Here is a 15,109-nt window from a genome sequence, read left to right as displayed (position 1 = left end):
GTAAAAAAATCAAGGGAAATGAAACCCTTGATTTTTTCTATTTTTATTTAAAAGCGTTTTTCAAACCTTCAACGGCACCTTCTACAGCCCCTTTAGCATCTTCAACTACTTCTTTTGCCTTAGCAACTGTCTTTTCTACAGCGCCTTCTGCTTCAGTCTTGCCATCTCCAGTAACTTTACCAAATCCTTCTTTGATAGCGCCTGTTGCTTGTTCCAATTTGTTTTCAAGTGACATATGATTGTCTCCTTTAGTTTTATTCCGATATGTGTTACCGGTTACATATAGTTTATACTTAATCCTAAGGAAAGTCAAACAATGTGCTCAGAAACAAAATTTCAAGCTAAGTAGAAAGTTAATCTCTCCTTGTCAAAATCGACGGTCAACTCATACTTCCCCTCTTCATTTTGGACAATATAGTCTAGGACAACCAAACTATCCACAAAGATATCACGGCGTTTCTGTATAAGCTGGTCTTTTTTGAGAAATTTCAACAAAAAAGTTGTCATGTATTTGAGAGCATACTCAGGATTGACATCTCCTAAAATGTCATAAAGTTCCTGCTGTTTTTCTGTCAAAGGATACTGATGTTTGACCTTGTAGAAATAATTGGAAAGGGTCATTTTAGTCCGCGCAAAGTCCGTCTTTTCAACTAAAATAGCAGCATTGGTTTGATTGCGTAATTCTGTCTCAAACCTCTGCTCTAACAAGGCTTGATAGACCGGACTATCTTCGCTAACAAAAATCTCTTGATCCAGTTCAAGACTATCAAGTGATTCAAGAATGGGAAGATTAAGGTAATAACGCTTATTTTCTCGTAGAATCAAGCCTGCCTTTATATACTCTTCCATGAGTTTATCAACTGCTATATCTGGAAATTGAGCCTTAATTTCTCTCAAAATAACATCCTCATGCTGGTCCAGATAGCGGATCAATTCTCTAAAAAATGGCTGTCTCGTCAAACGAGATGGATTAAAAATCTGAATCATGAAGATTCCTTTCTTTACATTCTAACAGAGGCGATGCTGCCAACTGACTGGGATTGGTCCCCGGCTGGTTCAAAGGAACAGGCAGACCTAGTTCTCTGTAATACTCTCTCCAAAAATCACTAATCTCCTGCTCCCCATCTCCAAATTTCATAGGTATGGTTGCAAAAATGGGGAGAATTTCTGCCATGTACTGGGAACAGTAGAAACCAGCGCCATCTGGATAGAAAGAAGCATTGTAGGGAGCTCCAAGATGTTTGCAAGCTTTTTCCTTCACAGACTGGATATCCATTTCTGGGTAAACATAGAGGTCGTACAAGTGATTGGACTCAAAGAATTCTGCTGGTTCTTGACAGACCACACCAAATTCTCCACTAGCGTGGTAAATCATCCCATCCAAACAAATGGCAACATGGTTATAGTTGCCTGTGGAAGTCTGGATGGCCTGTCCCATATCTGACTCATCTCTCACAAAAATCAAATCGCCATTTTCTAACATACTTCACTCCTAGAAAAAAAGGAGCCGAAACTCCTTTCGATATAAGGCAAACTAGCCTTTCCTAATTTGAATTGATGACCAAAATCTTAAGCATTAAAGCTTTCAGTCAATTGAGGTACCACTTGTTTCTTACGTGAAACAGCACCAGCAAGGAAAGCATGGTTGTTTTCAAGTTTGAAGTTGAAAGCCGCTTCGACCTTGCCCATATTAGCACCAAGAGCCAAGATTTCTGAGTTTGAGTTGACGATATCTGTAATCATCAAGACAAAGTCAGAGTAGCCGTTTGCTGCGTTAGCGGCTTGCATTGCAGCTTCAATTTCTGCTTGGCGTTCCAATACTTCAGCGATGTCAACTGTGTTTACTTGAGCAACACGGACATTATTTCCGTTCAATTCAAAAGTTTTAGCATCAATGTCAATCAATTCTTCAGCAGATTTGCTAGCCAAGTTTGTACCAGCTTTCAACATAGCTAAACCATATTCTTCCAAGTTGACACCAGCCAATTCAGCTAATTCAGGAGCAATAACTTTATCTGTTGGGTGTGTTGTTGGTGATTTCAAAAGAAGGGTATCTGAAATTAAACCTGAAAGCATCAAACCAGCAATCTCTTTAGGCACAGCTACACCATGTTCTTTGAACATACGGTAAACGATTGAAGACGCTGAACCAACTGGCTCCAAACGCATGTAGAGTGGGCTTGCAGTTTCAAAATTAGCCACACGGTGGTGGTCTACAACACCATAAACTTCTACTTCAGCGATATCTGATACAGATTGTTGGAATTCATTGTGGTCAGTCAGGATAACTTGCTCTGCTCCTTCTGCTTTAGCAGAAGTGATAACACGCGGTGCTTCTACACCAAAATAGTTCAAGACAAAGGCTGTTTCTTCATTTGGAGTTCCAAGGGCAACAGCTTCCGTATCCAAACCGTAAGCTTCTTTTGCAAGGTAGGCAAAGGCTACAGATGACCCGATGGCATCTGAGTCTGGATTTTGGTGACCAAATACTAGAATCTTAGACATGATAATACCTCATTTTGTTTATTCTCTTTATTGTAGCATTTTTTTCGCTTTTTGACAAAAGTAAGAGGAGTCAAAGGACTCCTCACAATTCTTCAAAATAACTGAGTAAATTTCTATCTTGATTTTCAGATAAAAATTGCTCCTTCTGTGGCCTCTTCTTACGCTTAAGAAAGGCTTCTGCCGACATGGCTTCTTCCTTACTGGCAAAACCTTGAGCATAGATAAGTTTGACTGGCAAGCGTGCTCGCGTATATTTGGCTCCCTTCCCACTACTGTGGACAGCGAGGCGTCTCTTCACATCAGTCGTATAGCCTGTATAGTAGGATCCGTCACGGCACTCCAGCACATACATATAAGCCTTATGATCCATAATAAATCTCTTCGAGTTCAGGCGTATAAGAGCCATCATCATTGTGTACAATGAGAGGTGGCAAGACCTTAAAGCCACTTGTCGAGCCATCCTTGATGGCCTCAATCAAAAGCATATTGGCTTCCTTTTCCTTTTTTGGATAGACAAATTGCAGGCGCTTAGGGGCTAGATTATGCCGTTGTAACGTATCCAAAATATCCAGAAGTCGATCAGGGCGATGGACCATGGCCAAACGCCCATTGGATTTGAGAATACTCTGGGCACTACGACAGATTTCCTGCAAATTGGTCGTGATTTCATGTCGCGCCAAGAGATAATGTTCGCTCTCGTTCAGATTGGAATGAGGATCCACCTTGAAATAGGGCGGATTACACAAAATCATATCTACCTTACTTCCCTGAATGTAAGCAGGCATATTTTTCAAATCATCACAGATGACCTCCATCTGCTCTTCCAAACCATTCAAACGGACAGAGCGTTCAGCCATATCCGCCAAACGCTCCTGAATCTCAACAGCCAAAATCTGTGCCTGAGTACGAGTGCTAGCAAATAGCCCCACCGCTCCATTCCCAGCACAAAAATCCACTATCAAGCCCTTTTTAGGAAAACGTGGAAAACGTGACAAGAGAACACTATCCACCGAATAGCTAAAAACCTCTCTATTTTGAATGATTTTAATATCTGTCGAAAAGAGCTGGTTAATGCGCTCTCCTGATTTTAATAATTGTTCTTCTTCCATGGTCTTATTATAGCAAATTTATATTAACATTACAAAAGATAGAGATTTCTAACTAGTGCTTCTGATTCTTCAAATGTTGAAGGGCTTCCTTGGTCCAAATTGGCATCATTCGTTTGAGAGGCGCAAAGCCATAGTTAAAACGGTCGCTTGAAAAGCGTCTCCGTCTCGGAAACTGGTGCTTTTCTTCCTCCAAAGTGCGGATAGAAAGACTGGCTTTCCCTGTAAATTCATCTAAATCCACTACCTGAACCTGAACCTCTTCATCGACTTTCAAGGCTTCTTGGATATTTTCAATAAAGCCTGTCCGAATCTCTGAAATGTGAATCAGCCCCGTATCACCCGTTTCTAGCTCAACAAAGGCACCGTAGGGCTGAATCCCTGTAATACGGCCCTTTAGCTTATCACCGATTTTCATCTTAGTCCTCGATTTCAATTGTTTCAATCACGACATCTTCAACTGGCTTGTCCATAGCCCCTGTCTCAACAGAAGCAATGGCATCTAAAACAGCGTAAGAAGCTTCATCAGCTATCTGACCAAATACAGTGTGACGGCGGTCTAGATGAGGAGTTCCACCTTGGTTGGCATAGATTTCCGCAATCGGTTCTGGCCAACCACCACGAGCAATTTCTTTCTTAGAATAAGGCAAATGTTGATTTTGCACAATAAAGAACTGGCTACCGTTGGTATTTGGACCAGCATTAGCCATGGAAAGGGCACCACGGATATTGTAAAGTTCTTCTGAGAACTCGTCCTCAAATGATTCGCCGTAGATTGACTCGCCACCCATACCAGTTCCAGTTGGGTCTCCACCTTGAATCATAAAATCCTTGATAATACGGTGGAAAATAACTCCATCATAGTATCCATCTTTTGATAGAGCTACAAAGTTAGCTACTGTTTTAGGAGCGTGATCAGGGAAGAGCTTGATACGCAAGTCTCCGTGATTGGTCTTAATGATCGCAAGAGGACCTTCTGCTGTTTCAATGTCTACTTGTGGAAAATGCAATTCTTTTTCTACCATACCAAATCCTTCTAAGGCATCAAAAATGCCATCTTCTTCTAGTGTTTTTGTTATATAATCTGCTTTTTCTTTGATATTATCATGAGAAATTCCCATAGCGACGCTGATTCCAGCATAATCAAAGAGTTCTAAGTCATTCAGCCCATCTCCAAAGACCATGACATTCTCTGGTTTCAAGCCAAGGTGTTCCACAACCTTTTCTACACCCGTCGCTTTGGAGCCTGAAATCGGCACAATATCAGACGAATGTTGATGCCAACGAACCATGCGAAGCTTGTCAGAGAGACTGTCAGGCAAGTGCAAGTCATCTCCTTTATCTTCAAAAGTCCACATCTGATAGATATCTTCTTTTTCATGGAAATTAGGATCTACAGCCAAATCAGGGTAAATTGGATTGATCGCTTCACTAATCATATCGGTGCGAGTCGACAACTTGGCATCATGACTCCCAACCAAACCATACTCAATTCCCTCTTGCTTGGCCCAAGAGATATACTCCTCAACATCTGACTTCTCAATCTGATGTTGATAAATAACCTGACCTTTTTTATCTTCAATATAGGCACCATTCAGGGTTACAAAAAAGTCAGGCTTGAGGTCACGAATCTCTGGCACAACACCAAAAATCCCTCGTCCAGAAGCAATACCTGTCAAAATTCCTTTCTCACGTAATTGCTTAAAAACAGTTGGGATTGAAGCTGGAATAAAACCTGTCTTAGAATTTCTCAATGTATCATCAATATCAAAAAAGACAATCTTGCTTTTCTTTGCCTTGTATCTTAATTTGGCATCCATCTCACTACCTCTTTCAATCTAACTCTTTCCATTATACCATAAAGTAGTTAAATCCCCTATTTTCAAAAAGTTTCCAGTTTTATTGTAAGTCCTTGGATAAGTATAAAACTAAATCATCATCGTTTTGACAACTTGCATCCATTTCTAGCGGTTTATTTCTATACCAGACACCTGTCCCATCTGGAATGTAGCTCCGTCTGATATACAATCTCTGGGCAGGGCCATAGCCTAAGTGCAAACCTACACCAAGAGTGACCTTACTCGAAACAAACTTGACTCGTTTTTCTGCTTCTTCTAGCAGTTGATTCCCAATCCCTTGATTTCGAAAAGGCTCAAACACATTAAAATCTGATAATTCTGGATATACTTCTGCAAAAGGACCATGTTTAGCAGAGGGCAAAATGGTAACGTAGCCCGCTACAGCACCATCAATCTCTGCAACTAAGACTTCTCTCTCCCCACTTTCCTGTTCCAGAAAATATCTAGCCAAAATTTCCTCTCTACCAGTCCAACCTTGATTCATAAATCCATGAGACAAGGATTCAATATCAGACTTAATCATATTTCTAATCGTACAATTCATCTTTGACTTACCCACCTTTACTCTTTCTATTACCATTATAGCACGCCAAGGTCAGAAAAAACTATCTCGTGAAAAAAACCAACCGGGCTTTAATTCGCTTTCTTATTTTCAAGCTCATGAAAAAGAGGTCCACTGGACCCAAACTCTCTCTCTCATTTTAAGACTCGTGAAAAAAAGACCCAACCGGGTCTTAATTCGCTTTCTTTTTTCCGAGCTCATGAAAAAGAGGTCCACTCGGACCCCAACTCGCTCTCTCATTTCAAGGCTCATGAAAAGAGGTCCACTGGACCCAACTCGCATTCTCATTTCAAGGATCGTGAAAAAGAGGTCCGCCCGGACCCAAACTCGCTCTCTCATTTCAAGGCTCGTGAAAAAAAGACCCGTTGGGGTCTTTTCTTTAATCTTCGTTTACGAAAGGCATCAAAGCCATTACGCGAGCGCGTTTGATAGCTGTTGTTACTTTACGTTGGTTTTTAGCTGAAGTTCCTGTTACACGACGAGGAAGGATTTTCCCACGTTCTGAAACGAAACGGCTAAGAAGCTCAGTATCTTTGTAATCAACATATTCAATTTTGTTTGCTGCGATGTAATCGACTTTTTTACGGCGTTTGAATCCGCCACGACGTTGTTGAGCCATGTTTTTTCTCCTTTATAATTTTAGTTGTCCATTAGAATGGTAAATCATCATCTGAAATATCCAATGGATTTGTTGCTCCAAATGGATTTTCATCACGTGAAAAGTCTGGTACTGAATTTGTAGGTGCTGAATAGTTTGAACTTGGTGCAGAATAAGCTCCACCTGTGTGACCCTCACGCACACTACGGCTTTCCAACATTTGGAAATTCTCAGCCACGACCTCTGTCACGTAGACACGTTGTCCTTGCTGGTTATCGTAACTACGAGTCTGGATACGACCTGTCACCCCGATAAGTGAGCCTTTTTTAGCCCAGTTAGCAAGGTTTTCAGCCTGTTGGCGCCACATAACGACATTGATAAAATCAGTCTCACGTTCGCCATTTTGACTCTTAAATGTACGGTTTACTGCAAGAGTAAAAGTCGCAACTGCTACATTTGATGGGGTATAACGCAACTCAGCGTCACGTGTCATACGCCCTACAAGTACAACATTGTTAATCATAGTTTACCTTCTTACGCGTCAGTTTTGACGATCATGTGACGAAGAATGTCAGCGTTGATTTTTGAAAGACGGTCAAACTCTTTAAGAGCTGCATCGTCGTTTGCTTCAACGTTAACGATGTGGTAAAGTCCTTCACGGAAATCTTTGATTTCGTATGCAAGACGGCGTTTTTCCCAAGATTTTGATTCAACAACAGTTGCACCGTTGTCAGTCAAAATAGAGTCAAAACGTGCTACCAAAGCGTTTTTAGCTTCTTCTTCAATGTTTGGACGAATGATATAAAGAATTTCGTATTTAGCCATTGATATGTTCCTCCTTTTGGTCTAATGACCCCAAGACTTTGCAAGGGGTAAGTGAGGTTCGCTCACAATAAACTATTATACTAGAAAACATTTTTTTACGCAAGTAAAAACACCGAAATATAAAAAGAAGATGACGAATCATCTTCTCAAAAAATATAACTCTATAGAGAGTGATTAATATTTTAGTATTTATCAAACTATAGAGATTACGGATCCGTTTTACTGATTTTTACCAAAGACATCTCGATAGAGCATTCCTGTTCGTAAACTCTCTGCATCTCCTCCTAATTGCTCTACCAGCTCGTAAGCAAAGGCAAGGGCTGTTGAAGGGCCTCGACTGGTTGTCAATTGACCATCTACCACTACTGTTTCCTTGACGTAGTGACCATCAAGGATTTTCTCTTGAACGCCGTCATAACAAGTGTACTGCTTGTTTTTCAATAGCCCTGCTTGATTGAGAGCAATTGGTGCCGCACAAATGGCTGCCAGTTTCTTCCCTTTTTGCTCGAAGCTTTGCAACTCTTGAACCAAGGCCTGATTGTCCCGCAAATGTGCAGAACCAGGCATGCCACCAGGAAGGACAACCATATCATAGTCTGATAAATCACCATCAAAGACACGATCTGCTGTGACTTGGATTGCATGCGAACCCGTCACTTGCTCTTCAAAACCAACCATATCACAAGTGATATTTGCACGACGCAAAACATCCACAACTGTCAAAGCTTCAATTTCTTCAAAGCCCTGAGCTAACATAACTGCTACTTTTACCATGATTTTCTCCTTATTTGATTCGTTTTAAAACAACCTTTTTCCGCTTGAATGGAACTTTTCCGCTCTTTTCTTCAGCTAGATTGGTCTGGTAACTCATCGATAAAAGTAAGCCCACACCAATCAGATTACTGATAATAGCCGATCCCCCTTGAGAAATGAAAGGCAAGGGAATCCCAGTCAAAGGAAGCAAACCTGTCACGGCACCGATATTCTCAAAGATATGGAAGAGTAACATCATAATCAAACCTGTGGAAATATAGGTATAGAACTGGTTATTTGATTTAAGAGTAATCTTCAACATACGATAAATCAGCATAAGATAAAGGGCGATAACAAGGACAGAGCCAATAAAGCCAAAATCTTCTGCAATGACCGTGAAAATCATATCCGACTCTCGAACTGGAATAAGCAGATTAGAAGCATTAAATCCTTGGCCAAATAAGCCACCACTCCCAATCGCGATTTGCCCTTGAGCCTGCTGGTAAGTGGTTGTTTGGGCAAAGTCAAATGGATTAAGCCAAGCCAAAATACGGTTGATTTGGTAGGTCGGCATTCCCAGTTGATGGAGAAAAGCCCGACCACCCTTACTGATAAAAATGGCTAAGAATCCAGCAACTCCTGTTACAGCAGTCACAAATACTGGAATAATAATTTTCCAAGAAACTCCTGATAGTAAGACGATTCCTGAGAAAATAGCCACAAAAACCAAGGCCGTCCCCAAGTCACTTTGAAGTGCCAAAAGAACTAATACTGGAATGGTAAAGAGAATCATCCAAAAAATTAACAAAAAGTCCAGCGGAATTGTGCGTCTCCACTCCTTATGTTTTTTGGTAAACTGGACAATCACACGAGCCAACATGAGGATATAGGATATCTTCATAAATTCTGACGGCTGGAACAAGGTAACACCATTTACCGATACCCAGTTTTTGGCACCCGTTGATGCAACTAAACTTGGATTATAAAAGACGATAGGTAAGACCATAAGTCCCAAGCCTAAAATATACAGAAAGGGGGTCACTTTCCAAAGAAATTCTGTATTAAAGAGCATGACCACAAAACCAATTACAAGTCCCAAGGCAATCCAAGCGACCTGCTGCCCTAAAATGGGCAAAATATTATTTGGATAATCATGACTAACGGCAATATAAATAGCCACCACACCGATAACCAGTAGGAAAAATACTGGCAGGAGCAAACTATAATCGACTCTAGAGTCGAGAGAACGTTTCATATATTCACCTTTCCTCTTTCTTAGATTTTTCATTTTTGTTGTTTTGGAGGAAATCAATAACAGCAGAGGTAATCTGGTTTCTATTCACCTCTTTGATAGTTCTTTCCTTCGCTAGAGCTTGTCTGATCTGTTTACCATATCGTTTATGAACAACTCGACTATCCAGTATCACAGCAATGGAAACTTGTTCCTCTTTTCTAATTGTTCTACCCAAAGCCTGTTTGAGACGAATAATGGCCATTGGCAACTGATAATCGTAGAAAGGATTCTTCCCTTCCTGACGCAATTCATGATTTAATTTTCGTGTTAAAGGTTCTTGGGGATTTTGGAAAGGCAATCGCGGAATTACTTGAATAACGAAAGGATGGGTAGAAAAATCAACCCCCTCCCAGAAACTTCCTGTTCCCAGTAAGATTTGCCGCTCTCCTTTTTCAAAACGTTTCTTCAGCTGACTGGGTTCCCCATTTTTATATTGGGCTAAATGAGGATGATCTAGTAAATCTGATACTGCTAACAGTAATTCTTTAGACGTAAATAAAACAAGCAAAGGCTCTTGAAAGGCTTGTAAGGAATGGATAACTGATGTAACCTCTTCTGCATAATCTAAAGAAGAATGTTCAGTTACTAAAGGAAAATCATTTACTAATAGAACTTCTTGCTGCTTCTGTTGTAAAGATTCAACTGTAATAAGTGGAGCTTCAGTAAATCCTAATAAATCCGCTAAAGAAACTCTATTACTGATTTCAAGAGTGGCAGATACGCCAAGCACTCTGCAATCTTCTGGCAATAAATCTGCTAGTAGGAAGCGACCTTTTTTACTTGAGCAGATTAAGACATCCTTACTAGACTTCTCAGCTGTTGCCAGCCAAAATTCACGGTCCGATGTAAAAAAGCGCGTCATATCTCTATACTCGGGAAGACTTAACTCAGAAAAATGCTGGCGTAAGTTTTCGAGAGAATCCAACCACTTGTCATTCTTAAGTCCTGAGTAAAACTGATCCATCAAATAGCGACATTCAAACCCGATACTCTCAAGCAACCGTCTCTGAATAAGATCTTTTTCTGTTTCCAAGGACTTTTGAACTTGTGTTACTAAATCATCGAGGAGATAAGATTCTTGAGAGAGGTTTTCAAGGGCAAGCAGCATTTTTTGAGCTTCATCTATGATTACCATTCGATTGTTGACAAATTCTGGATTATCCTCTAAACGTGTTACCAGATAAGCGTGATTGGTTAACAAAAGGCGACTCGATTTAGCTCTATCTTGACTGCGTTGCCAGAAATCCTCAGAAATAAATAAACTTTTTTTTGAAAGTTTTCCATCATGTACAAGTTCAGCTAGAAAATGTTGATAACGATACAGCTGCCCGATTTCATCTAAGTCACCTGTTTCTGTCTCTGTTAACCAAATCAAGACTTGCATTTTAAAGCGTGTGAATAGGCGGTTGGACTCTGGCCTATGGAGTATCTTATAGAAATTATCGAGCTTCAAATAATTTTGAGGTCCCTTAAGACTATGAATATCAATATGAAAAGTATCTTTTAATCGACTTCCTTCTTCTTGCATAATTTGATTTTGAAGGATTTTGGTAGGAACACTAACAAGGATGCCCCCTTCACTTTCCATGCTCAAAGCCGGCAGCATGTAACCATAAGTCTTTCCAAGTCCCGTTTGGGCTTGAATAAACGCGGTTTTCTGTTCCTTTAATAACTGCTCAACTTTTTCTGCAAATTCAACTTGCTGAGGACGTTCATCCAAGCCTAACAAGGACATATTTTTAGTAAAATCCTTAGATAGCTTACGTGGTTTTAAAGACTGACTTTTCTTTCTTAGAAAGAGTCCATGGAACTCCATCAAATCGTGAGAAGAAAGGAGGGACTGGCGCTGATATACTTCTTCAATCACTAAATAAGTTTCATAAAGGAGATTATCCGCAAAATTTAACAACGTTTCTAAAAGTCCTTTTGGTAACTGAAAAAGTTTTTGACGCATAAAAAGCAAAAGCTCTGCTGTTGCTTGTGCATCAGAGAGAGCGGTGTGGGCGTGGTCTAACTTAATCCCTAATTCTTGACAGAGAATGCCGAGATTGTACTTTTCAAACTGAGGGTATAAAACCTGTGCCAGCTCAACTGTATCCACACGAGGAGTTCTCAATTCATAACCTTCAAAGAATAGGTACTCTGCCAGAAGATTTGCATCAAACTGTACATTGTGCGCGACAAAAACACCATCCTTGACCAGTTCAAAAATCCTTCCAGCTACCTGTGAAAACTCTGGAGCAACTGCCAACCGTTGATCAGTCAACCCTGTCAATTCTTTTATATGAGAATCCAAGGGCTCATGGGGATTGACGTCAGTCCCATACTGATCGACGATTTCGCCATTTTCAATCACCACAATACCCACTTGAATAATTTTTGCCTTGCTTCCGGTGCTAGTGGCCTCTAAATCAACAACCACATACCGATCATTTCTCGAATTCATCATTAAAAATTATATCAAAAAAAGCCCTGTTTGACACCCCTCAACTTCGATAGAAAAATCTCTTTGCTTGAAAAAATTTTTATAAAATGTTTGAATAGTATTATACAGAAAAGGAGACATAAGATGAACCCATTAGATTTGTTTAATCAAGTAAAAGAGCTAATCGAAACAAAAGATTTCGAAGCTGCAAAAACATTTGTTGCAGAAAATCAAGAACAGCTTGGAGAATACTTCTCTCAAGCTCAGCAGTTGATTTCTGGTTCTGAAGGTCTAGATGGCCTCGTTGGAAAGATTAAAGGATTTTTCTAAAAAATACAAAGGCGCCTGAAACGATCAGGTGCCTTTTTGAGATATTTTTTTCATTATTTTGGGCAGATAAGAGCTGATTTCCGTCGGCAAGACCACATAATGTTCTTGAGATAGTTCTTGTGCTATTGCTGAATGAAGATGGGTTGCTACTGCCACACGTTCGTAGAGACTGGCCTGTCGAAATTGGCCTGCAAATCCTGCAATCATTCCAGCTAGTGTATCTCCCATACCACCAGTCGCCTGATAGGGACCGCCAACCTGTAACTGGTAATAATCAGATTGGCTAGCTTGCCAAATACGAGTAGCTGGACCTTTCTCTACCAAAATTGTTCCTTGAGGGAAGGAAGTTAGGGCACTAGCCGTTGTATCTTCATTTTGCTTTTCAATCGTAATTCCAGACAGCTTTTCCCATTCCTTTTGGTGGGGAGTTAGGATAAGCTGACTCGAAGGAAATGACAAACTTATCCTAGCAAGAATTGTCAGAGCACCTCCGTCTACAAGCAAAATCTGATTCTGTCTTAAGCTAGCAAAAACCTGTTTGACTAGTTCTTCTCCAAAAATATCGTCTCGTAAACCAGGTCCCAATAAGACAACTTCTGCCCTCGCCAATTGCTCTTTTAACAGTTGCTGGTCTTGAAGAGCAAAGGCCATAGCCTCAGGTAAATGGCTGTGCAGAGCTGGAATATTTTCCCTATCCGTTCCAACGGTCACCAATCCTGCGCCACTTTTTACAGCTACCAAGGCAGCCATGATGATAGCTCCACCATAAGGATAGGTCCCACCTAACAAAAGCAGACGACCATAGTCTCCTTTATGACTTGTACGAGAACGTTCAATAATGACTTTTTCTAGTAAGGCTTGATCAATCACTTTCATCGTTTTTTCCTCTCTATTCATTATACTATAAAGTCTATCTACCTTGCATCTTAAATATAAATCTCTTCGTTCATATAGAAAAAGAGGGGACAAAGCCCCTCTACTCTCCTTTCGACCCAACATGAAAGTAAACGATTCCATTTTCACTAGTAAAGACGGGGAGGACTAATTGGCCCTCTCCATCTATTCGACTCATTTATCGATTCATTTTTTATCTTCTACCAATCTATACAAATAGAATGGTATTAGGCGCATAGACTAGTCTTCTTTGCGTTTTACAGTTAATAAAGCTGCTGATAAGGCCAAGGTAACACCTGCCAAGAAAATAGCTGTTTCTGACTGTTTTTCACCAGTCTCTGGCAATCTCTTGTCTTCCTTGGCAACTTGAACTGGTGCTTCTGGAGTCTGAGATTTTTCTAACGAACTTAGCTTAAATTCTGGTTTTTCTACTGTCGGAGCTGGTTGGTCACCTACGGTTGATAATGGACCTGTGTAGGCTGGTAGCTCATGTTTCAAGGCCATAACTGAGTTGACTCCACCCTTGAACTCTGGTTTCTCTACCGTCGGTGCAGTTTGATCGCCCACGCTTGACAATGGACCTGTGTACTCTGGTAGTTCGTGTTTCAAGGCCATAACTGAGTTGACTCCACCCTTGAACTCTGGTTTCTCTACTGTTGGAGCGGCTTGGTCACCTACGGTTGACAATGGGCCTGTATAAGCTGGTAGCTCATGTACCAAAGCTTCAACTGCATTTACACCACCTGTAAATTCAGGTACCTCAAGCACTGGTGCTGGTTCTTCACCCTTGCTTGATTGAACCGGTTCTTCTGTCAATTCTTGATAGAAGCTCGCCAATTCATAAAACTCAGCCTTGCCACCTTCCCAGACCAGTTTAACATCTAGAAGAGAACCACCATTTCGGATAGCAAAGGTTTGGAGACTAGATGTAATGGCACCAAGATCTGTCCAACTTTCTTGTCCATCCTTAAGTGTTCTCGCTTGAACTCGTGCTTTCGCTCCTTCAGGAAGGCTTGAAACAAGGCGTAGATGGTTGGCATTGGTTGGTTCTGACAAGTGGTAAACCATTTCACCCTTATCTTTTTCTGCCTTGTAGCTAGTCAAGACTTTTCCATCTACGAGATTAGTATAGAAGTTGCCTCGGCTTTCGCCACCGTTTCCTTCTACAGTTGGATCATTGATTGGTTTGACAAATTCGCCATCATTGATCACCAATTCTGTAAATCCTACAAAACGAGCATCATAGTCAGCTGTATAGATGACACGAAGATAGTTGGCTTTGACTGGTGTCGTCAATTCACCCTCGATGTAACGATTTCCTGGCATCTTAGAATCATGTGTCCAACCATCTGTCAATGAATCATCGTGTGTACTATTGACTACACCATCTCCCACTGTCACAACATCCGTCCAAGTTTTACCGTCTTGGCTGACTTGGATTTTACCATCACGAAGATAGTTTTGAGTTCCATCTTGGATGTAGGCTCTGATCTTCTTAATCGTTCGTTCACTACCAAGTTTCAAGGTTACATGGCCATCTTTATGGGCATAGTCTGAAAACTCAACGAAGTTGTTGTACACACCATCAAACAATTGATCTAGGTTATTAATCTTACGAACATCATTACTTCCATATGTTGGATGAATACCCATAGTTGTAGATTCTAGTTTGGTTGGTTGCACTTCTTTAGTCGTTACAAGGATAGAAGTTGATGGAACAGCCTGTTCTTGGTCTGTTTTATTAACAAGACGAACATAACGTACCAAGTGGGTTGCGACAGTTCTATCTGTTAACTGGCTAGCTGGTGTCCATTCTTGAGCATTTGCAGAATACTCTAGACTGAGTGCTGGATTTGTTTGACCTTGGAGCTGGATGCTCTTGACTTGATGAATACGGTCAAGCTTCATTCCTAGATAGCTATGAGCAGGAAGTTTAGTTCCAGCTGGAATTTGAAGTT

18 protein-coding genes are annotated in these 15,109 nt (G+C 40.7%); 1 reads left to right on the top strand and 17 read right to left on the bottom strand.

The genetic code is table 11. From position 1 onward, the window contains the following. Positions 1-43: 43 nt before the first annotated feature. From HMPREF2628_RS04925 to HMPREF2628_RS04855, 15 genes are all read right to left on the bottom strand, one after another. Positions 44-235 (bottom strand): CsbD family protein, encoded by a 192-nt coding sequence (locus HMPREF2628_RS04925; protein WP_000051182.1) that lies wholly within the window; start codon positions 233-235, stop codon positions 44-46. A 101-nt stretch (positions 236-336) separates the two neighbouring features. Beyond that, positions 337-987 carry a DUF1803 domain-containing protein gene (locus HMPREF2628_RS04920; RefSeq protein WP_070842497.1) on the bottom strand — a complete coding sequence of 217 codons (651 nt, stop codon included), beginning with the start codon at positions 985-987 and terminating at the stop codon, positions 337-339. Then, positions 971-1,483, bottom strand: coding sequence for a YiiX/YebB-like N1pC/P60 family cysteine hydrolase (locus HMPREF2628_RS04915; protein WP_070842496.1), 513 nt, complete (start codon positions 1,481-1,483; stop codon positions 971-973). Before HMPREF2628_RS04915 ends, HMPREF2628_RS04920 begins: the two co-directional genes overlap by 17 nt. Positions 1,484-1,569: 86 nt before the next feature. After that, complete coding sequence (locus HMPREF2628_RS04910; RefSeq protein ID WP_045612055.1) at positions 1,570-2,505, bottom strand: manganese-dependent inorganic pyrophosphatase; 936 nt, start codon at positions 2,503-2,505, stop codon at positions 1,570-1,572. An 82-nt stretch (positions 2,506-2,587) separates the two neighbouring features. Beyond that, the gene (locus HMPREF2628_RS04905) at positions 2,588-2,875 is read right to left on the bottom strand and encodes a GIY-YIG nuclease family protein (protein ID WP_070842495.1); all 288 of its coding nucleotides are present in this window, start codon (positions 2,873-2,875) and stop codon (positions 2,588-2,590) included. Continuing rightward, positions 2,865-3,614 (bottom strand): tRNA1(Val) (adenine(37)-N6)-methyltransferase, encoded by a 750-nt coding sequence (locus HMPREF2628_RS04900; RefSeq protein ID WP_070842494.1) that lies wholly within the window; start codon positions 3,612-3,614, stop codon positions 2,865-2,867. The genes HMPREF2628_RS04905 and HMPREF2628_RS04900 overlap by 11 nt, the downstream gene beginning before the upstream one ends. A gap of 52 nt (positions 3,615-3,666) precedes the next feature. Continuing rightward, positions 3,667-4,029, bottom strand: a complete 363-nt coding sequence (locus HMPREF2628_RS04895) for a S1 RNA-binding domain-containing protein (RefSeq protein ID WP_000689605.1) — start codon at positions 4,027-4,029, stop codon at positions 3,667-3,669. A 1-nt stretch (position 4,030) separates the two neighbouring features. After that, positions 4,031-5,431, bottom strand: coding sequence for a bifunctional Cof-type HAD-IIB family hydrolase/peptidylprolyl isomerase (locus HMPREF2628_RS04890; protein WP_070842493.1), 1,401 nt, complete (start codon positions 5,429-5,431; stop codon positions 4,031-4,033). A gap of 79 nt (positions 5,432-5,510) precedes the next feature. Further along, a complete protein-coding gene (locus HMPREF2628_RS04885; RefSeq protein WP_049528661.1) occupies positions 5,511-6,014 on the bottom strand; it encodes a GNAT family N-acetyltransferase in 504 nt (167 codons plus the stop codon). Between the two features lie 397 nt (positions 6,015-6,411). Further along, positions 6,412-6,651 (bottom strand): 30S ribosomal protein S18, encoded by a 240-nt coding sequence (gene rpsR, locus HMPREF2628_RS04880; RefSeq protein WP_000068664.1) that lies wholly within the window; start codon positions 6,649-6,651, stop codon positions 6,412-6,414. 31 nt (positions 6,652-6,682) lie between these two features. After that, a complete protein-coding gene (gene ssbA / locus HMPREF2628_RS04875) occupies positions 6,683-7,153 on the bottom strand; it encodes a single-stranded DNA-binding protein SsbA (protein ID WP_049510307.1) in 471 nt (156 codons plus the stop codon). An 11-nt stretch (positions 7,154-7,164) separates the two neighbouring features. Then, on the bottom strand, positions 7,165-7,455 hold the full coding sequence (rpsF, locus tag HMPREF2628_RS04870; RefSeq protein WP_001151778.1) for a 30S ribosomal protein S6: 291 nt from the start codon (positions 7,453-7,455) through the stop codon (positions 7,165-7,167). Positions 7,456-7,674: 219 nt separating this feature from the next. Continuing rightward, a complete protein-coding gene (locus HMPREF2628_RS04865) occupies positions 7,675-8,229 on the bottom strand; it encodes a DJ-1 family glyoxalase III (RefSeq protein WP_070842492.1) in 555 nt (184 codons plus the stop codon). A 10-nt stretch (positions 8,230-8,239) separates the two neighbouring features. Next, positions 8,240-9,463 (bottom strand): FtsW/RodA/SpoVE family cell cycle protein, encoded by a 1,224-nt coding sequence (locus tag HMPREF2628_RS04860; protein WP_070842491.1) that lies wholly within the window; start codon positions 9,461-9,463, stop codon positions 8,240-8,242. A gap of 4 nt (positions 9,464-9,467) precedes the next feature. Further along, positions 9,468-11,948, bottom strand: a complete 2,481-nt coding sequence (locus tag HMPREF2628_RS04855) for a bifunctional DnaQ family exonuclease/ATP-dependent helicase (protein ID WP_070842622.1) — start codon at positions 11,946-11,948, stop codon at positions 9,468-9,470. A 123-nt stretch (positions 11,949-12,071) separates the two neighbouring features. Between HMPREF2628_RS04855 and HMPREF2628_RS04850 the strand changes: the two genes are divergently transcribed. After that, positions 12,072-12,257, top strand: a complete 186-nt coding sequence (locus HMPREF2628_RS04850) for a hypothetical protein (RefSeq protein WP_001068558.1) — start codon at positions 12,072-12,074, stop codon at positions 12,255-12,257. 24 nt (positions 12,258-12,281) lie between these two features. Here HMPREF2628_RS04850 and HMPREF2628_RS04845 read toward each other — a convergent pair whose 3' ends face one another. Together HMPREF2628_RS04845 and HMPREF2628_RS04840 are read right to left on the bottom strand one after the other, a co-directional pair. Beyond that, positions 12,282-13,133 (bottom strand): NAD(P)H-hydrate dehydratase, encoded by an 852-nt coding sequence (locus HMPREF2628_RS04845; RefSeq protein WP_070479417.1) that lies wholly within the window; start codon positions 13,131-13,133, stop codon positions 12,282-12,284. A gap of 258 nt (positions 13,134-13,391) precedes the next feature. Next, positions 13,392-15,109: SIALI-17 repeat-containing surface protein (locus HMPREF2628_RS04840; RefSeq protein WP_142350504.1), on the bottom strand; the 1,718-nt coding region annotated here is incomplete at its 5' end.

This window comes from Streptococcus sp. HMSC063B03, assembly GCF_001836965.1.
Classification (GTDB): Bacteria; Bacillota; Bacilli; order Lactobacillales; family Streptococcaceae; genus Streptococcus; species Streptococcus pneumoniae_F.
The sequence above is the reverse complement of the archived record's forward strand: the minus strand, read 5'-3'. Positions and strand labels throughout refer to the sequence as shown.